This is a genomic window from Lentzea sp. NPDC036949 (assembly GCF_055608075.1).
Window position 1 is genome coordinate 241,330 of the sequence record NZ_JBVJRA010000007.1, and the last position, 19,015, is coordinate 260,344.

General features: G+C 72.1%; 16 protein-coding genes. 15 read left to right on the top strand and 1 reads right to left on the bottom strand.

Annotation, left to right across the window (positions count from 1 at the left end; all coding sequences use genetic code 11):
* Positions 1 to 17: 17 nt before the first annotated feature.
* From ACZ7CD_RS21490 to ACZ7CD_RS21560, 15 genes are all read left to right on the top strand, one after another.
* The gene (locus ACZ7CD_RS21490) at positions 18 to 3,071 is read left to right on the top strand and encodes a non-ribosomal peptide synthetase (RefSeq protein ID WP_458431046.1); all 3,054 of its coding nucleotides are present in this window, start codon (positions 18 to 20) and stop codon (positions 3,069 to 3,071) included.
* Positions 3,071 to 3,760 carry an alpha/beta fold hydrolase gene (locus ACZ7CD_RS21495; protein WP_458431047.1) on the top strand — a complete coding sequence of 230 codons (690 nt, stop codon included), beginning with the start codon at positions 3,071 to 3,073 and terminating at the stop codon, positions 3,758 to 3,760. The genes ACZ7CD_RS21490 and ACZ7CD_RS21495 overlap by 1 nt, the downstream gene beginning before the upstream one ends.
* Positions 3,757 to 4,446, top strand: a complete 690-nt coding sequence (locus ACZ7CD_RS21500) for an SDR family NAD(P)-dependent oxidoreductase (protein ID WP_458431048.1) — start codon at positions 3,757 to 3,759, stop codon at positions 4,444 to 4,446. Before ACZ7CD_RS21495 ends, ACZ7CD_RS21500 begins: the two co-directional genes overlap by 4 nt.
* Positions 4,434 to 5,588 (top strand): glutamate-5-semialdehyde dehydrogenase, encoded by a 1,155-nt coding sequence (locus ACZ7CD_RS21505; RefSeq protein WP_470370951.1) that lies wholly within the window; start codon positions 4,434 to 4,436, stop codon positions 5,586 to 5,588. Before ACZ7CD_RS21500 ends, ACZ7CD_RS21505 begins: the two co-directional genes overlap by 13 nt.
* Entirely contained in the window at positions 5,581 to 5,850 is a 270-nt protein-coding gene (locus ACZ7CD_RS21510) for an acyl carrier protein (protein WP_360392046.1), read from the top strand. The genes ACZ7CD_RS21505 and ACZ7CD_RS21510 overlap by 8 nt, the downstream gene beginning before the upstream one ends.
* Positions 5,847 to 7,103, top strand: a complete 1,257-nt coding sequence (locus ACZ7CD_RS21515; RefSeq protein WP_458431049.1) for a TrpB-like pyridoxal phosphate-dependent enzyme — start codon at positions 5,847 to 5,849, stop codon at positions 7,101 to 7,103. The genes ACZ7CD_RS21510 and ACZ7CD_RS21515 overlap by 4 nt, the downstream gene beginning before the upstream one ends.
* A 1-nt stretch (position 7,104) precedes the next feature.
* The gene (locus ACZ7CD_RS21520) at positions 7,105 to 8,088 is read left to right on the top strand and encodes an acyl carrier protein (RefSeq protein WP_360392041.1); all 984 of its coding nucleotides are present in this window, start codon (positions 7,105 to 7,107) and stop codon (positions 8,086 to 8,088) included.
* The gene (locus tag ACZ7CD_RS21525; RefSeq protein WP_360392038.1) at positions 8,085 to 9,500 is read left to right on the top strand and encodes a class I adenylate-forming enzyme family protein; all 1,416 of its coding nucleotides are present in this window, start codon (positions 8,085 to 8,087) and stop codon (positions 9,498 to 9,500) included. The genes ACZ7CD_RS21520 and ACZ7CD_RS21525 overlap by 4 nt, the downstream gene beginning before the upstream one ends.
* Before the next feature lie 252 nt (positions 9,501 to 9,752).
* Complete coding sequence (locus ACZ7CD_RS21530) at positions 9,753 to 10,934, top strand: type III PLP-dependent enzyme domain-containing protein (protein WP_470374642.1); 1,182 nt, start codon at positions 9,753 to 9,755, stop codon at positions 10,932 to 10,934.
* Positions 10,934 to 11,173 carry an acyl carrier protein gene (locus ACZ7CD_RS21535; protein ID WP_360392033.1) on the top strand — a complete coding sequence of 80 codons (240 nt, stop codon included), beginning with the start codon at positions 10,934 to 10,936 and terminating at the stop codon, positions 11,171 to 11,173. Before ACZ7CD_RS21530 ends, ACZ7CD_RS21535 begins: the two co-directional genes overlap by 1 nt.
* Positions 11,170 to 12,252, top strand: coding sequence for an acyl-CoA dehydrogenase family protein (locus ACZ7CD_RS21540; protein ID WP_360392030.1), 1,083 nt, complete (start codon positions 11,170 to 11,172; stop codon positions 12,250 to 12,252). Before ACZ7CD_RS21535 ends, ACZ7CD_RS21540 begins: the two co-directional genes overlap by 4 nt.
* Positions 12,245 to 13,186 (top strand): acyl-CoA dehydrogenase family protein, encoded by a 942-nt coding sequence (locus ACZ7CD_RS21545; protein WP_470379559.1) that lies wholly within the window; start codon positions 12,245 to 12,247, stop codon positions 13,184 to 13,186. Before ACZ7CD_RS21540 ends, ACZ7CD_RS21545 begins: the two co-directional genes overlap by 8 nt.
* Positions 13,183 to 13,737 carry a 4'-phosphopantetheinyl transferase family protein gene (locus ACZ7CD_RS21550; protein WP_470370953.1) on the top strand — a complete coding sequence of 185 codons (555 nt, stop codon included), beginning with the start codon at positions 13,183 to 13,185 and terminating at the stop codon, positions 13,735 to 13,737. The genes ACZ7CD_RS21545 and ACZ7CD_RS21550 overlap by 4 nt, the downstream gene beginning before the upstream one ends.
* The gene (locus tag ACZ7CD_RS21555; RefSeq protein WP_470379560.1) at positions 13,734 to 16,154 is read left to right on the top strand and encodes an AMP-binding protein; all 2,421 of its coding nucleotides are present in this window, start codon (positions 13,734 to 13,736) and stop codon (positions 16,152 to 16,154) included. Before ACZ7CD_RS21550 ends, ACZ7CD_RS21555 begins: the two co-directional genes overlap by 4 nt.
* Positions 16,144 to 18,417: a condensation domain-containing protein gene (locus ACZ7CD_RS21560; RefSeq protein WP_360392018.1), complete on the top strand. Its 2,274-nt coding sequence runs from the start codon at positions 16,144 to 16,146 to the stop codon at positions 18,415 to 18,417. The genes ACZ7CD_RS21555 and ACZ7CD_RS21560 overlap by 11 nt, the downstream gene beginning before the upstream one ends.
* Here ACZ7CD_RS21560 and ACZ7CD_RS21565 read toward each other — a convergent pair.
* Positions 18,382 to 19,014: a GTP pyrophosphokinase gene (locus ACZ7CD_RS21565; RefSeq protein WP_360392015.1), complete on the bottom strand. Its 633-nt coding sequence runs from the start codon at positions 19,012 to 19,014 to the stop codon at positions 18,382 to 18,384. The two genes, ACZ7CD_RS21560 and ACZ7CD_RS21565, sit on opposite strands and share 36 nt — an antisense overlap.
* Position 19,015 lies beyond the last annotated feature (1 nt).

A 19,015-nucleotide genomic window follows, 5' to 3' on the forward strand; every position in this document is an offset into this window, starting at 1 on the left:
CTCCTTATGGGCTGCCCATGACGGAGTCCCAGAAGGGACTGCTGGTCGTCGACGCGGGCGCGCCGGCGGACTCCGTGCTGTACAACCAGCTCGTCCGCCTGGACGTCGACCCGGCGCTGAGCGACGAGGCGGTGTCGCGGGCGCTGCTGACGCTGGTGACGATCCAGCCGGCGATGCGCGAGGTGTTCGCCGCGCTGCCGCAGATGCACGCCTCCCTCACGCCGCCGCCGGTCGTGGTGCCGATGGAGCGGGTGACCGTGCAGCCGTGGGAGTTCGAGCAGGCGGTCGCGGAGGTCGCGGAACGGATCGGGCGCCCGACGTTCGACCTCGCGCGCGGCCCCGCCTACCGGTTCGCGCTCGTCCGCGCGTCCGACGGCAGCGCCGCCGCGATCCTGCTGGCGGACCACCACATCATCCTCGACGGCATCTCGCTCGGGCCGTTCGTGCGCGACCTGGAGGCCGCGCTGGCCCAGCCGCTGTCGCGGGAGGAGCTCGCGGCCAAGCGGGAGGCGCGGGAGACCGCGTTCCGCAAGGAGCTCGAGGCGCAGACCCGCAGCGCGAGCCCGGAACGCGTGGCGGAGCGGGCGCAGGAGTGGGCGGCGCAGCTGCGCGAGGTGCCGCCGCTGGTGCTCTCGCCGCGGCCGGGCCGCCCGTCCTACACCTCGTTCACCGGCGCGCGGATCAGCTGGACCATGTCCGAGGCGGAGGGCAGGGCGCTCACCGACCTGTGCCGCCGGCTCGACGTGACGCCGTTCGTGGTGTTCAGCGGCATGTACGGGCTGGTGCTCGCGCGGCACGGCAACGTCGGCAGCGTCCTGGTCGGCAGCCCGTTCATGGCCCGGCGCACGATCGGCGCGTTCGACCTGTGCGGGTTCTTCGTCAACACCCTGCCGGTCACCGTCGAGGCCGAGTGGTCGCGCACGGTCGACGAGCACCTCGGCAAGGTGGTCAAGGGGGCGGTCGACCACTGCCGGTCCAATGTGGACATCACGTTCAACCAGCTGGTCGCGCACGCCCGCCCGGAGCGTTCCAGCAACCGCAACCCGCTGTTCTCCGCGATGCTCGCCATGCAGGACACGTTCTCCGAGTCGCGGGGCTCGGTGCTGCGGGTGCACGAGCTGGGCAACGGCAACGCGAAGTTCGACCTGTGGCTGGGCGCCACCCCGGTCGACGGGCGCTGGCAGTTCGAGCTGGAGTACGACCGCGAGCTGATCTCGCCGGCCACCGCCGACGGTCTGCTCACGTCGCTGCGCTCGGCGATGCGGCGGGCGCTCGCGGACTCGTCGGTCGCGCTGGCCGACCTGTTCACCGACTGGCCGGTGCCGCGCACCGACGGCTGGCACCGCCCGATCCCGGACGGCTCGTTCGCGTCGATCATCGAGGACGTCGCCGCCGACCGGCCGGACGCCGTCGCGATCGAGACGCCGGACCGCGCGTTCTCCTACCGCGAGCTGGTCGCCGCGGCCCGCCGGGTCGCGAACGGCCTGGCCGCCAGGGGGATCGGCCCCGGTGACGTGGTCGGCCTCGTCAACCAGGACCTCGCCGACACCACGATCGCCATCCTCGCGATCCTGCGCCGCGGCGCCGCCTACCTGCCGCTCGACCCGACGCTGCCCGACGAACGGCTCGCGTACATGATCGAGAAGGCGGGCTGCGCGTTCGTCCTCGGCCGTGACGCCGAGGTGTCCACACTGGACGGACCGGACGCCGAGCTGGTCGCGAGCACCGAGCACCCGGTGTACGTCATGTACACCTCCGGCTCGACCGGCAAGCCCAAGGGCGTCGAGATGGGCCACGGCCCGCTCGCGAACCTGACCTCGTGGCAGCTCGCCGCGCTGCACATGGACGCCGACACCCGGTTCCTGCAGTACGCGCCGCTCGGGTTCGACGTGTCGTTCCAGGAGATCGTCCCGACGCTGGTCGCGGGCGGCACCATCGTCTCCCGCGAGCCCGCCGACCGCCGGATGTTCCCGGCGGTGCTGAGCCGGATCGCCTCGACCGAGGTCACGCACGTGTACCTGCCGGTCGCGGCGCTGCGGCCGCTGGTGCAGCTGGCGAACGCCCGCGGCGTCGTCCTGCCGCACCTGCGCTACCTGTGCGTCTCCGGCGAGCAGCTGATGGTCGACGACGAGGTGCGGACGTTCTTCGAACGCCACCAGCACTGCGTCCTCGTGAACCTGTACGGACCCACGGAGACGCACGCCGTGACCTCGCACCGGCTGTCGTACCGCAGCCACGAGTGGGCCGCGCACGTGCCGATCGGCCTGCCGTACCCCGGTGTCGAGGCCTACGTCGTGGACTCGACCGGGCACCTCGCACCGCCCGGGGTGGTCGGCGAGCTGTACCTGGGCGGGCTGTGCCCGGCCACCGGGTACGTCAACGACCCGGAGATCACGGCCCAGCGGTTCGTGCCGGACCGGTTCGCCGGCGGCGGCACCATGTACAGCACCGGTGACCTGGTCGTGCGCGATGACGACGACGTGCTCACGTTCCTCGGCCGCGCCGACGACCAGGTCAAGATCCGCGGCTACCGGATCGAGCTGGGCGAGATCGAGACCGTCGCGAACCGGTGCCCCTCGGTGCACCAGGCCGTCGCGGTCGTGCGCGGCGACGGCGTGGACCGCGAGCTGGTGCTGTTCGTCGTGCCCTCCGGGCAGCTGGACGCCGACGCGATCAAGGCGGAGATGTCGCGGTCGCTGCCGTCGTACATGGTGCCGGTGTGGGTGTTCGAGCTGGACACCGTGCCGACGACGCCGACCGGCAAGACCGACAGGGACGCGCTGGTGGCCCGCAGCGACGAGCTGCTCGTGGCACCGGAGGAGCCGGAGACCGTCGAGTACGAGGACGAGCTGGAGCGTGAGCTGGCCGGGATCTGGTCGGGGGTGCTGAACGTCGAGCCGATCGTGCGCGACCGGCCGGTGCTGGAGTACGGCGCCCACTCGCTCACGATCTTCACCGTCCTCGCCGAGGTGCAGGAGCGCTACGGCGTCCCCGTGCCGATGATCGACTTCTTCGGCTCGCCGACCGTCGCGACGCTGGCCGGCCTGGTCCGCGCCGGGAAGGCGGGCTGATGCTCGGCCGGCTGATCACCCTCGTGCGCCGCGGCGACCGGCCGTCCGCGGTGCTGCTGCCCGGCGCCGGCGGCGGGCTCAACCCGTACCTGCGCCTGGCCACCCACCTCGGCGAGACCCACAACGTGCACGCCGTCCGCGCGGCCGGCCTCGTCCCCGGCGAGGAACCCGAGCACACGATCGCGGAGATGGCCGAGTCGGCGGACAAGGCGCTCGCCGAGGCCGGGGTGGACCCCGCCCTGGTGTTCGGCTGGTCGCTCGGCGGCACGGTCGGCTGGGAGCTGTGCCAGCGGCTCGCGGGCGCACCGGACCTCGTGGTGGTCGACAGCTCACCGCTGCCCCGCGTGTCCACCGCGGAGGACGACGCGGAGCTGCGCGAGTTCATCGTCGGCATGCTCGGCCCGCGACCGGACCCGGACACGGCCGACCGCGTGCGGGCCACGTTCGACACGCAGGTCGCCGCCCTCGCGGAGTACCACGGCACCGGCACCCACGCGGGTCGCGTGCTGGTGCTGATGTGCCGGGACGACGACTTCCGCGACCGGGAGGCTGCGGCGGCGCGCTGGCGCGAGCTGGCACCCGACCTGGTCGGCGGCACGCTCGCCGCCTCGCACTACTCCGTCTTCGACCCGGCACACCTGCCGGAGCTCACGGAACGACTCGACGCTTTCCTGGGGGTGCGGGCATGAGGCTCGCTGTGGTGAGCGGGGGAACCCGCGGGATCGGGCTGGCGCTGAGCCGGCGCCTGACCAAGCTCGGCTTCGAGGTCGTCGCGCTGTACCGCTCGGACGCCGCGGCCGCCGAGGCGTCGGGACTGCGGACCTACCAGGTGGACGTGGCCGACCCGGACGCGGTCGCCGTCGTCGCCGACAAGATCGGGCCGATCTCGGTGCTGGTGAACAACGCCGGGGTCAACATCGACCGGCCGTTCCTGGAGATGTCCGTGCAGGACTGGAAGACCGTCGTCGACACCAACCTGTCCGGTGCCTTCTACCTGACGCGGGCGTTCGTCCCGATGATGGACGACGGCACCGTGATCAACGTCGGTGCCACGACCGGCATGCGGGCGCGGGCCAACGGCGCGAACTACTGCGCCGCCAAGGCCGGCCTGCTGCACCTGACCAAGTGCCTGGCGCTGGAGCTCGCGCCGAAGATCAGGGTGAACTGCCTGATCCCCGGCATGACCGAGACCGACGAGCTGGTCACCCGGTTCCGGCTGGACGACCCGGTCGCGCGGGCCCAGGTGATCTCCGAGATCCCCGTCGGCCGGATGGGCACTGTCGAGGACGTCGCCGACGGGCTGGAGTTCCTCGTCAACGGCACCTACGTGACCGGGCAGAAGCTGATCGTGGATGGTGGCCAGTGGATGTGGTGACGCGTGCGGCGCAGGCCAGAGCGGCCGCCCCGCCCCCCGGCGACGACCGGTACGCCGAGTACTGCTCGGAGCTCGCCGCCGGCCTGACGAAGGACTGGACGCGGGTGCTCGCCGCGAACGCGCAGGACGTCGAGAGCTCGGGGCTGTCCGGGGAGCTGCTGGACCGGCTCACGCTGGCGCAGCGCCACCTCGACGTGCTGGTGCGGCTCACCGAGGACGTGCGCGCCGAGCTGCCGCGCGTGACCGGCCGGGTCGGCAACCGGATCGCCAAACCGCTCGGCGTGGTCCTGATGATCTACGAGGCGCGGCCGACGGTCACGATCGAGGGCGCGCTGCTGCCCGTCGCGGTCGGCAACGCCGTGATCCTGCGCGGTGGCAAGGAGATGGCGCTCACCAACGCCGAGCTGGGCCGGATCGCGGCCGAGGCGGCGGTACGGGCCGGGCTGCCGGAGGGCGTCGTCCAGGTCGTCACCGACCACGACCGGCGCGTGGTGCGGGAGCTGCTGAAGCGGCACGACGCCATCGACGTGCTGATCCCGCGCGGCAGCCCCTCGCTGATCGACTACTGCCTGTCCGCGTCGACGATCCCGGTGATCGCCTCCGGCGGTGGCGTGAACCACCTCTACGTGGACGCCAGTGCGGACGTCGACCTGGCGGTGGCGATCGCGCTGGACAGCAAGCTGCCGGAGCCGACGGCGTGCAACACCCTCGAAATGGTGCTGGCGCACGAGGACATCGCGCCCGCGTTGATCGAGGCGTTCGAGGCGGCGCGCGACGGCTGGGCGTTGAAGCTGGAGCTGGACCCGCACGACCACGGCCGCGAGTTCCTGGACCGCACGATCGCGCTGCACCGGGTGTCCTCCGTGGACGACGCGGTCGCGCACATCCGCCGGTACGGGTCCGCGCACACGGAGGGCATCGTCGCCTCCGACCGCGAGGTGGTGACGCGGTTCCTGAACACCGTGGACGCGGCGGCACTGGTGGTGAACGGGTCGCTGCGGCTGCACGACGGCCCGACCATGGCGCTCGGACCGGAGCTGTCGATCAGCACCGGCCGGCTGCACGTGCGCGGACCGGTGGGCCTGTCGGCGTTGCTGACCCACAGCTGGGTGATCGAGGGGGAAGGGGCGCTCCGTGGCTGAGATCAGGGCGGCTGAGATCGGGCACGTCGTGAAGAAGCTCGTCATCCGCGAGTCGCGGCTGGCGCTCGACCCCGCGGAGCTGGCCGACGACGAGCCGTTGAACGGGTCGCTGCTGCGGATCAACTCGCTGGGGTTCCTCGGCATGCTGGTCAAGCTGGAGGACGAGCTGGACGTGACGCTGCCGGACGACCTGTTCGCCGGCCGCAAGTTCACGACGGTGGCGGACATCGTGGACGTCGTCAGCGCGGCGGTGGCGGAATGATCACGCACTGGCGGAGCGTTCTGCCGCACCTGGGCCACGACCTGCCGCCGGACCTGACGCCGGAGACCTCGTCCGGCGCCGTCACGGCGGGCCTGCCGCTGGAGCTGGTGCGCCAGTCGGTGTCGGCCAAGGAGTACTGGGAGATCCCGGAACCGGTGCTGGAGCGCTACCGGACCTACCGGCCGTCGCCGCTGTGGCGGGCCCGGCGGTTCGAGGAGGAGGTCGGCGCCCGCGCGCCGATCTACGTGAAGTACGAGGGCGGCAACATCTCGGGCAGCCACAAGCTGAACACCGCGCTGGCGCAGGCCCACTACTACCACCGCGCGGGGTTCCGCGAGCTGGTCACCGGCACGGGTGCCGGGCAGTGGGGGACCGCGCTGGCGGCGGCGTGCGCGGCGTTCGGGATGACCTGCACGGTGTTCATGGTCGGCGGGTCGTTGCGGGACAAGCCCTACCGGGGCAGCCTGATGCGGCTCTTCGGCGCCGAGGTGCACGCCTCGCCGAGCACGCTGACGTCGGTGGGCCAGTCGGGGCAGCAGGCGAACAGCCTGTCGCTCGCGATCGGGGAGGCGGTCGAGTACGCGGCGGCCGACCCCAAGCGGGCGTTCTGCATCGGCTCCGGCGAGACCTACTCGATCCTGCACCAGACCGTGATCGGGCTGGAGGCGGTCGAGCAGCTGGACGACGAGGTCGGCGTGGTGGTCGGCTCGGTGGGAGCGGGCTCGAACTTCGGCGGCATCGCGCTGCCGTTCTTCGCCCGCGGCACCGGTGAACGGCTGCTCGCGGTCGAGTCGTCGGCCACGCCGAAGCTGACCCGCGGGGTCTACGCCTACGACCACACCGACGCCACCGGCACCGGGCCGGTCGAGGCGATGTACACGATCGGCTCCTCCTACTCGATCCCGCCGTCGCACTCGGCGGGGCTGCGGTTCCACGGCGCGGCCAAGGTGATCTCGGCGATGCGGCACCACGGTCAGGTGGACGCGGTCGCGGTGGGGCAGCGGACGGCGCTGGAGGCGGCACGGGCGTTCGCGATGACCGAGCTGGTGCTGCCGGCACCGGAGTCCGGGCACGCGCTCGCCGCGGCGATCACCGCCGCCGCGCAGCCGGGCAAGGGCGTGCTGGTGTGCGTCAGCGGGCACGGCCTGCTCGACCTCTCGGCCTACGACCGGCTGCTCGCCGGCCTGCCGGAGGACGCACCGGCCGACGAAGAGGCGCTGCGCGCAGCCGTGGCCGGACTGAGGAGGATCTGACGTGCCGAGCGACTTCAGCGGCCTGCGCGCCGAGCTCATGGACTGCCTCCAGGTCAACCTGGCGATCCTCGCCGACCTCCGGCACGGTCCCGGCAGCCACGTGGCGCTGGGCGCCGAGCTGACCGGTGAGTCCACACTGGACCGCCGGCTCGACGAGGCCTCCCGCCTGCTCGGGTTGCAGGTGGTGAAGCGCCACGACGACGCGGTGCTGCGCGACCGGGCCACCGACGAGCTGCAGTACGCGGTGGCCGACGCGTTCGACCTGAGCTGGGTGCCGTACGCCGGCCACCAGCACATGGAGCACAGCTTCCTGTTCCGCGACGACGGCGACGCCTGCGAGGTCGTGGACGGGTACCACAACGGCACGCAGTGGGGAAACGCCCGTCCGGGCGTGTGGCGGGTGTCGTGGGACGAGCTGCCCAGGGCCACCGTGGTCGAGCTCGCGTTCGGCGAACTGCCCGCACCGCGGGCGATCTCCCCGTTCGTGAGCACGGTCGACGTCGAGGCCACGTGCGCCGACGTCGAGCAGATGGTGCTCGACATCTGGCTGCTGGCGCGCTCCCGCGGGCTGCACGCCGTGTGGCTCGACTCGGCGGCGTTCGAGGAGCACGTCCGCGAGTGGAACGTCCTGGCGGCGCACAGCTACGTGGCGATGCGGCGGGTGCTGCGCGGCGGTGCGCTGGTGCCGAGCGTGGCGGCCGAGCTCACCCGGTTGCTGGCGCGCGACGAGGAGCTGACGCGCGTGCGGTCCGTCGTGGCGGCCGAGCTGAGCGACGTGCTCGGCAACCGGGTGCACAGCGGCCGGACACCGTTGCGCGAGTTCCCCGGGTTCAGCTCGTTCCGGCTCGTGGACGTGATCGAGCGGGTCGAGGCGCGGCTCGGCGTCGAGGTGGCCGCCGAGGCGCTCACGCCGGAGAGCCTGCGCGACCTGGACTCCCTGTGCGTGCTGTTCACCGGGTCGGCTGCTGCGGGGAGCGCGAGATGACGTTGCTGCACGAGTTCCTCGACCGCGCGGCCCGGTCCCGGCCGGACTCGCTGGCCGTCGGCCACGGCGACGCGACGCTCACCTACCGCGAGCTGAGCCGGGCCAGCCGCCGGATCGCGACCTGGCTGCACCGCCAGGGCGTCCGGCGCGGTGACCGGGTGGTCGTCGTCGTCCCGGTCGACCTGCTGGTGCCCGCCCTGCTCTACGGGTGCGCGCGGGCGGGCGCGGTGTTCAGCGTGCTCAACCCGCAGTCGCCCGAGGTCGCGATCGCCCACGTGGTCGCCGACTGCGAACCGGTGCTCGTGCTGCGCGACCTCGACGAGGTCCGCAGGGCGGTGGAGGGCGGGGACGAGGAGCCCGTGCCCGGCCCGATCGCGGTCGACCCGGTGTGCCTGGTCTACACCTCGGGCAGCACCGGCATGCCGAAGGCCGTCGTGTCCACGCACGCGCAGGTCGTGTTCGCCGCGCAGGCCATCCAGTCGCAGCTGGAGTACCTGCCGAACGACACCGTGTTCTGCGCGTTGCCGCTGGCCTTCGACTACGGGCTCTACCAGGTGTTCCTGAGCACGCTGGCGGGCGCGCGGCTGCAGCTGGGCAGCGCAGCGGACGCCGGCCCGCAGCTGGTGCGGCACCTGCGGGCGTGCGGTGCGACCGTGCTGCCCGCGGTGCCGGCGATGGCGGCCGGGCTCGCGCGGATGCTCGCGCGGCCGGGGACGCAGCCGCCGGCGTTGCGGCTGCTGACGAACACCGGTGCGGCCATGCAGCCCGAGGTGATCGCCGAGCTGCGCCACCTGGTCCTCGGCCTGCAGGTGCAGCTGATGTTCGGGCTCACCGAGTGCAAACGCGCCGCGATCATGCCGAAGGACGAGGACCTGCGCCGGCCGGGAGCGTGCGGGAAGGCGTTGCCGGGCACCGAGATCCTGGTCGTCGACCCGGACGGCACACCGGTGCCGGTCGGGGAGGTCGGCGAGATCGTGGTGCGCGGGCCGAACGTCATGAGCGGCTACTGGCGGCGTCCCGAGCTGACCGCCCAGCGGTTCCCGCGCGACGAGGGCCTGTTCCCCAAGCTGCGCACCGGCGACTACGGGCGCATGGACGCGGACGGCTACCTGTACTTCGTGGGCCGGCGTGACGACATCTACAAGGAGCACGGCTCGCGGGTCAGCGTCACCGAGGTCGAGGCCGCGGCCCACCGCGTCCCCGGCGTCGAGGCGGCGGCGGTGCTGCCCCCGGCCAGCGGGCAGCACGGGGCGACGTTGTTCGCCGTCACCGCACTCACCTCCGAGCAGGTGCTGGCGTTGCTGCGCGAGCAGATCGAGGACGCGAAGGCGCCGCGGGCGTGCGTGGTCGTGACCGAGATCCCGCTGACCCCCAACGGGAAGGTCGACCGGAAGAGGCTCCAACATGCCTGACCAGGTTCTCCCGTCTCCCTTCCACCCCCTGCTTCCGCCGGCATCTGCAAGTACCACCAACTCAACATCAACAAGCACTTTTCCACTGCCGACAGTGCTTCCGGCCGCCCGCGGGCGCAGGCCTGGTCCGAAGGGCGGCGAGCACGTTGGTGGTAGTTGAGGGCGATTCGATCATGTGTTGGTGGTACTTGCAGACGCCCTTGGCAGCAGCGGGGGTGGGCGGGGCTTCCGGCCGAGTGCTCAGGGGGACGCGTGGCTGAGTACGTCTACGACCTGGACGAGGTGCGGCGCTGTCACGCGCTGCTGCGCTCGTCGCTGCCGGAACCGAGCGAGATCTACTACTCGCTCAAGGCCAACCCGCACCCGCTGGTGGTGCGGACGTTGCGGGAGCAGGGCTGCCTGGCCGAGGTGTGCTCGCCGGGCGAGCTGCACGTGGCGCTGGAGGCCGGGTTCACCGGCGAGCAGCTGCTGTACACGGGTCCCGGCAAGCGCGACGAGGACCTGCGGGAGGCGGTGAAGGAGGGCGTCACGCACTTCTCCGTCGACTCGCCGTTCGGTCTCGACCAGCTGAACGCGCTGGGCGTGCCGGTGCGGGCGATCGTCCGGATCAACGACGAGCAGCCGGTGCCCGGCCACGGCTTGACGATGACCGGGGTGCCCTCGCAGTTCGGCGCCGACCTGACCTGGGTGCTGCGCGACCCGGCGGCGTTCGGCTCGCGCGAGCACGTCTCGGTTGCCGGCTTCCACCTGTACATGGGCACGAACATCAGCGACGAGGACGCGTTGCTGAACCAGTTCCGGCAGGCGGCGCGCACGGCCCGCCGGCTCGCCGACGAGACCGGGCTCGCGGTCGAGGTCCTCGACCTCGGCGGCGGGTTCGGGGCACCGTTCGCCAGGTCGGGGGAACTGCCGGTCTTCCCCGGCCTGGCGGACGGCCTCGCCGACCTGCTGGACGAGACGTTCCCCGGCTGGCGGACCGGTGCGCCGGTGGTGGCGTTCGAGTCGGGCCGGTATCTGACGGCGACCTGCGGGACCCTGCGCACGCGGGTCCTCGACGTGAAGTACTCGCAGGACCGGCCGGTGCTCGTGCTGGAGTCCGGGGTGAACCACCTCGGCGGCATGTCGGGGCTGCGCAGGCTGCCGCCGATCGTGCCGGACGTGCAGACGGCCCAGGACGACCCGGCGCGGTCTCCGGTGCCGGACACGATCGTCGCCGGCCCGCTGTGCACACCGGTCGACACGTGGGCGCGCGCCGCCGAGGTCGCGCCGGTGTCACCCGGTGACGTGGTGAGCGTTCCCAACGTCGGTGCGTACGGGCTTTACGCCTCGCTGGTGGCGTTCCTCGGACATCCGCTGGCCGACGAGGTGGTCGTGGACGGTGGTGTGGTCGTCGACGAGTCGCGGCTGGAGATCAGACGAGAGAGGGGTTTGTAATGGACGCTGAGTTCCCGGCCGTGCTGCGGCCGTTCCTGAAGTACGCGGGTGCGGGCACCATCACGCCCGAGTCGTCGTTGCGCGATCTCGGACTGGACTCGATGCGCGCCATCGAGCTGCTGTTCGCGATCGAGGACAACTACCGGGTGTCGCTGCCCGACGAGCTGCTGACCGACGCGACGTTCGCGACCGCGGGCAGCCTGTGGGCGGCGGTCGACTCGTTGCGGGTCGCGTCGTGATCCCGGCGCTGGAGAAGGTCCTCGCGGTCACCGCCGAGCACGCCGGCCGCTGCGACGCCGATGCGGCGTTCCCGGTGGAGGCGCTGGAGGCGTTGCGCGACAGCGGGTTGCTGGCGCTGCCGGTCGTGGGGTCGGTGCGCGACGTCGTGGACGTGACGCTGCGGCTCGGGCGCGAGGACATGTCCGTCGCGATGATCTACGCGATGCACTGCCAGCAGGCGTTCGCACTGGTGCGGCACGCGCCCGCGCTGGTGGACCGGATCCGGTCCGGCCGGGTGTACCTGGCCTCGGTGACCACCGAGAAGGGCAAGGGTGGACACCTGCTGTCGTCGGAGTCCACTGTGGACTGGGTGGACGGCGCGCTGCGGATCGACCGGGACGCGCCGATCGTGACCGGCGGCGTGCACGCGGACGCGTTCCTGGTGACCGTGCTGGCACCGGACGCGACGACGCCGACGCAGGTGTCGCTGGTGTACGCGGACCGCTCGCAGCTCGACGTGGTCGAGGTGCACGGCGGCTGGGACCCGCTGGGCATGCGCGCCACCCACAGCGTGCCGATGCGGCTCGCCGGTGTCGTTCCCGCCTCCCAGGTCGTGGGCGCACCCGGTGGGTTCCGCGACGTGGTGGCGGCGACCTTCGGGCCGCTGGCGCACCTCGGCTGGGCGGCGGCGTGGCTGGGTGCGGCGTCGGGCGCGTTCTCCCGCGTTCTCGGACTGGTGCGCGGGTCGTCGCGGCAGTTCGACCCGTCGTCGGAGCTGCTGCTGACGCGCGTGGCGCGGATTCGCGAGCGGCTGGACGTGGTGCACGCGTTGCTGCAGCACACCCTCGACGCCGACTTCTCGGTCGGCGCCGGGCAGATGCTGGTGAACACGTTGAAGGTGCGGGCAGCGGTCGAGTGCTTCGCCGCGGTCGACGAGATGGTCGAGCTGGTCGGGCTCCGGCACGGGTACATGCGGTCCTCCGACCTGGAACGGGTCTTCCGCGACCTGCGCTCGGCGTCGTTGAACTACTCGAACGACCGCCTGCTGCTGGCGAACGGCGCGCTGGCGTTGCTCGATCGGCAGGTGCGCCTTGCGTGATGCGTGGCTGGAGCTGGACACGAGCACGGCCGACGTGTCCGCATTGGACGGACGCCACCCGGTCGGGGTGGTGCTGGCCTGCTGCGTCCAGCTCGCCACGGTCCTGCCGCTGCTGCGGGACAACGGACATCCGCTGGCCGGCGCGGTGGAGGCCGGTGACGCGGTGGTGGCGCTGGCCGCGACCGACCACGAGGGCGCGGGGTCGGACCTGATGTCGATGGGCACGACGGCGAAGCTGTCGGACTCGTCGGTCGCGGTGTCGGGCGTCAAGCGGTGGATCACGAACGCCTGCCACGCCTCGCACGCGCTGGTGCTGGCCCGGCACAAGCCGGTGCGGCACTTCACGAGCTTCTGCTGGGTGCTGGTGCCCCTGGACGCGCCGGGCGTGCGGGTGACACCGGAGCCGACGTCGCTGTTCGACGGTGCGGGCATCGGCGCGATCACGTTGGACGAGGTGGTCCTGGACCGCTCCGCCCTGGTCGGGCCACCCGGACGCGGCCTGGCGTCGTTCGCGGTGCAGGTCGCCGCCGAACGCCGCGCGGGTGCCCTGTGGGCGGTGGCGCTGTGCCGGCGGGTGCTGCGGGACGTGCGGGCCCGGCTGGGCTCGCGGGCGCTGGGGGAGGGCGTGCTGTGGGACAACGCGGCGGTGCGCGAACGCTTCGCGCGGTGCGTCGTGGAGACGTGGCGGATGGCGGCGGTGTCGGCGGCAGCGCCGGACATGGCCTCGGCGATGGCGTTGAAGGTGGCCGTCGCGGACGGGCTGGACGTCGTGCTGCGGGAGTGCACGCAGCTGCTGGGCGCGGACGCGTTCACCCACGGCGGGATCGCGGAGCTGCGGGCGGCGGTGGCGATGTTCGGGATCGCCGGCGGTGCCGTGGGGGCGATGCTGGCGGGCGTGGCGGACCACGCGGACGACCTGCTGGAGGTCCGGTGAGGGTCGCGGTCGCCGCCGTCGGCGACGTCACGCCGCACGCCGTGGACGTTCAGGCCGCGGCTCACCTCCCCGCCGTGCGCGCCCGTGAGTTCGCCGCCGCCAGGGGTCTGCTGCGCAGCCTGGTCGCCGAGCTGGGCGAGGGGGAGATCGCGGCGCGCGACAGCGGGCAGCCGTACCTGCCGGACCACCCCGACCTGGCCGTCAGCCTGGCGCACGACGGCGGGTACGTCGCCGCCGCGTGCCGGCGGGGCAGGGGACTCGGGGTCGGCGTGGACGTGCAGCTGCCGGTGCCGGCGTCGGACGGGTTGTTGCGGCGGTGCGGGGTGGCGGAGCTGGCGGAGTTGCCGGAGGGGGAGCGGGACTTGGAGTTCGCCTGGGTGTGGACCGTGCAGGAGGCGTGTGTGAAGGCGACCGGCGAGGGCTTGTCGGGTCGGCCGTGGTCGATCCCGGTGGCCCGCGGGCAGGCCAGCGGGACGTGGCGCGGCGTGCGGTGGAACCGGCTGCGCACCAGCGCGGTACCGGTGAGCGTGGCGTTCCTGGAGGCACCGTGATCACCGGGCTGAGCTGTTACACGACGAACCTGGTCGCCTACCTCGCCGGTGAGTTCGCGGGCACCGAGGCGACCTTCGCCGAGTCCGTGCGGCTGGCGGTGCGCACGGACCTGGACGAGCTGGCGTTCTCGCACCACCGGTACCCGCTGAACCGGCTGCCGGACGGCACCCAGCTCGCCTACGCCACCGGCGACCCGGTCAGGGGCATCACCGACGAGCTCGAAGAGCACGGGCGCTGCCTGGTGGTCACCGACAACGCCAAGCTGCCGTGGTCGCCGAGCAAGACCCCGGCGCCGCACTGGGTGCTCGTCGAACGCCGCCGGCAGAACCGCTGGTACGTGCGCGACGGGTTCGCGGGCCTGCTCGCGGACGGCGAGCAGCACCCGTTCGCCGGCTGGCTCACCACCGAGCAGCTGCTCAAGGCCATGCACCCGGACGACTGGACGCCCGAGCAGAGGCTCAGGAACGAGCACGTGTTCGGGTTCCCGCTGCACCAACCCGACGGTCAGCTCTGGCTCAGAAGAGAACGAGGACCCGGTGTCACGCCCCACCTCGACGGCGAGTGGCTGCGCACGGACGAGGAGGTCCTGCCGTTCCTCGCCGACCGCATCACCGAACGCAACCTCGACGACCTGTGGACCGCGGCGCAGCACCGGGCGTTCCGGCACCGGCTGCTCGGCCACACCGACGCGGGCACGGCCTGGGAGGGCCTGCCCAAGGCGCTGCGCTTCGCCGTCGACTCCGCACGCAGGGGCCGCCCGCGCGCGTCGCTCGTGCACAACACCCTGCGTCACCTGCTTGAGCTCGAAACCGATCTCGTCCCGGAGGCAACCGTGCTGACCACCCGCTCGCTCTACGACTGGTTCCACGCGTCCGCCCAGGAGTACCCGGACAACGTCGCGATCGAGATGTCCAGCGCCACCCTGACCTACGCCGAGCTGCAGGAAGCCGTCGAACGGGTCAGCGCCGCCATGCTGGAGAACCTCGGCCACGCGCCGAAGCGGGTCGGGCTGATGACCTCGCGCAGCCTCATCGGCTACATCGCCTACCTGGCCGGGCTGCGGCTCGGTGCCACGGCGGTCGCGCTCAACCCCGCCGCGCCCGCGGTCCGCAACCTCGGCATCACCGAGGACGCCGCCGTCGACTTCACCATGATCGACGACAGCTCCGGCGAGGGCCTGGAGGAGTACCGGGCCAACGCGCGGGTGCCGCTGTTCGACATGACCGGCGACCGCTGGCGCAAGTTCCTGTTGCCGGACAACGAGACCGCCATCCCGGACATCATCCGCCCCGACCTCGACGAGGGCTCCTACGTCGTCTACACCAGTGGCGCCACCGGCAAGCCCAAGGGCGTCCCGGTCACGCACACCAACGTCAGCTGGTTCCTGGCCGAGGTCATGAAGCGCTACAAGCTCAGCCCGGACTGCCGCGTCGCGCAGACGTTCGAGATGTGCTTCGACGGCTCGATCCTGTCGATGTTCGGCGCGTGGGGCTCCGGTGCGACCCTGGTCGTGGCCGAACGCGGTGACGTGCTCACGCCGGTGAAGTTCATCAGCGGCAAGCGGCTCACCCACTGGATGTCCGTGCCGTCGCTGATCTCGTTCGCCAAGCGCCTGCGCGCACTCGCCCCCAACAGCATGCCGACGCTGCGGCTCAGCTCGTTCGGCGGCGAACCCCTGACCGTGGAGCAGATCGAGGCCTGGACCCAGGCCGCGCCGAACACCGCGGTGATCAACTGCTACGGCCCCAGCGAGGCCGCCTGCATCGTCACCGCCTACGAGGTGCCGGCGAACCCGGAGGACCGGATCGTCACCTCCAACGGCTCCGCGCCCATCGGCACCGTGTTCGACCACCTCGACTACGTGCTGTTCAACGACGAGTTCGAGCCGCAGGAGGACGACGGCGAGCTGTGCGTGCGCGGCTCGCAGCGGTTCCCCGGCTACCTCACCGAGAGCGAGAACATCGGCCGGTTCGTGGCGTGGAAGGAGGGCGAGACCCGCGGCACCCTCTACGACGGGACGAGCCCGGTGTCCGACGACCTCTGGTACCGCACCGGTGACCGGGTCCGGCTGGAGAGCGGCGAGCTCGTCCACATGGGACGGATCGACCACCAGGTGAAGGTGCGCGGCAACCGGGTCGAGCTCGGCGAGATCGAGTCCGTGCTGCGCCGCCACCCCGGCGTCGTCGAGGCGGTCGTGCTGGCCGTCACCGCGGCGGACGGCGAGATCGACCTGCACGCGTTCCACACGGGCGCCGAGGTCGGCGAGGACGAGCTCATCAGCCTCACCGACACCCTGCCGGTGTACATGCGGCCCCGCGCGTTCCACCACCGCGCGGACATCCCGCTGACCGACATCGACAAGGTCGACCGCAAGCGCCTCCTCGCCGAGTTCCTGGAGGCACAGGGTGTTCGTTAGTCCCGCGACCGCGATGCAGGAGTCCGTCTGGTGGATCCACCAGCGGGCCCGCAACAAGTCCCTCTACAACCTCACCTGGCGGCTGCTGTGCGATCGCCCGCTCGACGTCGACCGCCTGCGGTCCGCGTGGCAACGCCTCACCGACCGGCACGAGGCGCTGCGCACCGCCGTCCAGCGCACCGGTGACCACATCACGCTGACCGTGCACGACACCCGCACGGCCCGCCTGCACGTCGTCGAGGTCGACCACGGCGACGAGGAGCTGGCCCGCCTCATCGCCGAGGAGGTCCAGGAACAGCCGATCGACCTCGCCGACGCCCCGCTGGCGCGCTTGACGTACGTCCGCATCGGCGACCGGCACGAGCTGCTGCTCACCGTCCACCACGTCGTGCTGGACGGCTGGGCGATCCAGCTGCTCGTGGCCGAGCTGTCGGTCGCCTACGAGGGCGGCGAGTTCGACGACGAGCCCGTGCCGTTCACGGTCTACGCCGCCGAGCAGCACGAGGCCCGCGCGAGCGGCAAGTGGGACAAGTCGCTCGACCACTGGCGGTCTGCACTGGACGGTGCGACCGCCACCACGGTCGCCGCCGACCACGCCGGCCGCTTCGGCGTCGGCGCACCCGGTGTCGTCATCCGGCACACGCTGAGCGCGCAGGCGAGCGCCGGCCTCGCGGCACTCGCCAAGGCGTCGTTCGCCACGCCGTTCGCGATCATGCTGGCCGCGCTGGAGGCCGTGCTCGCCCGCACCGCCGGTGCCGACATCAGCGTCGGTGTCGTCGCCGCGAACCGGATGAGCGTCCGCGACCAGGCACTCGTGGGCTACACGGCGAACCTGTGCGTCGTGCGAGCGTCCATCCAGGACACCGACACCGTCGCGCAGGTCGTCACGCGGGCCCGTGACGGCCTGTGGCAGATGTTCGCGCACCAGCACGTGCCCTACCCGGCCGTGTTCGCCGCGCTGCCGGCGGCCACGCAGGCGTCGCTGACCGACGCGTCCCCGCTGCTCGTCAGCTACCTCGGCCAGATCGGCTTCGACCTGAAGCTCGGCGACGTCGGCCTCACCTGGCTCGCGAGCCCCAACCGCGCGGCCCGCGCCGACATGTCCATGTCGTTCGCCGAGGTCGACGGCGGCCACCGCGCCGAGGTGGAGTACAACACCGGCCGCTACGACCGCGACACCGTGCTGCGGCTGCTCGACGACCTCGACACCGTGCTGTCCGCCGACCCCGCGCTGACCGTCGGTGAGCTGCCGATCCGGACCCGCGCGGTCACCGGCCACGTCGAGACCGAGGTCGTCGAACACCAGGCACTGCCCGCCGGAACCGAGTGGGAGGTGATCGCGGAGGAGTGGGCCGCGCTCGTGGAGGAACCGCCCACCGGTCCCGACGCCGACTTCTTCGCCTCCGGCGGCCACTCCCTGCACGTCGTGCGGCTCCTCGCGGCCGTGCGCGACCGGCTCGACGCCTCCGTCGACATCGCCGACTGGCTCGTCGACCCCACCCCGCGCAGGCTCGTCGCCCAGCTGCAGAGCACCGGCGAACAGGCCGCGCCGAGCACCCTGGTGACCCTCCAGGACGGCCCCGGCACGCACCTGCACCTCGTGCACGGCGCGGGCGGCGGCGTCCAGGACTACCGCGACCTCGTGGCCGCACTGCCCGACGACTGGCGCGTCACCGTCTCGCAGGAGGTCGAACCACTGCCCACCCTGCCGATGATGGCCCGTGCCTACCGCACCGACCTCGACCTCGCCGGCCTGCGCCCGGACGTGCTGGCCGGCTGGTCGATGGGCGGCCAGATCGTGTTCGAGATGACGGCCCGCGACCCGCAGCCGCCGCTGGTGGCCGTGATCGACTCGACCCCGCCGATCAACCAGAACTACCCCGAGGGCATCGAACGCGAGTGGTTCCAGATGTTCGGCCGCAACCTCATGGCGTCGTTCGGCGTCGAGGGCGAGTTCACCGACACCCTGGTGATCTCCGCGCGCCTGGCCCAGGCGGGCCACCACGTGCCGGCGCACGTCCTGGACGAGCGCTGGGAGGTCTTCCTGCGCCACGCCCAGGCCTCGGCCGCCTACCGGGCCCGCGGACCGCAGCAGACCCGAGCCGTGGTCGTCGCCGCGGACCTGCTCGACAGCCAGCTCGACATGTGGGCGAGCCTGACCGACGCCACCACGCACCGCATCGACGCCGACCACTACGGCGTCCTGCGCGGCGAAGCGGCCCGGCAGCTAGCGGTCGTCCTGGTGGATGCGGCGGTGCAGTGACTCCATCCGCTCGTCCAGCTGCGCGGCGATCAACGCCGACGACATGAGCTCGTCGACGAAGTCCGCCGGCGGCCGGTCGTCGTACTTGTAGAACAGCTTGTGCTCCAGCGTGGCCCAGAAGTCCATGGCGATGGTCCGCAGCTGCACCTCGACCTTCACGTGCTCCACCCGGTCCGACAGGAACACCGGGATCCGCACGATGAGGTGCAGGCTGCGGTACCCGTTCGGCTTGGGCACCGCGATGTAGTCCTTGGTGAGCAGCACGTCCACGTCGTGCTGGCGCGCCAGCATCGCCGACACCCGGTACACGTCCGAGACGAACGGGCAGACCACCCGCACCCCGGCGATGTCGTCGAGGTGGTCGCCGATCCGGTCGGGGTCGAACGGCACCCCCTTGCGCCGCAGCTTCTCCAGGATGCCCTCCGGCTTCTTGACCCGGTTCGTGATGTGCTCGATCGGGTCGTGCCGGTGCACGGAGTCGAACTCCTCGCTGAGGATCCTCAGCTTGGTCATGAGCTCTTCGATCGCGAACTTGTAGACGAGCAACCTGCGTTCGAGGTCGCGCAGCAGGCTGAGGTCGTCGGCCAGGTCGGTCACG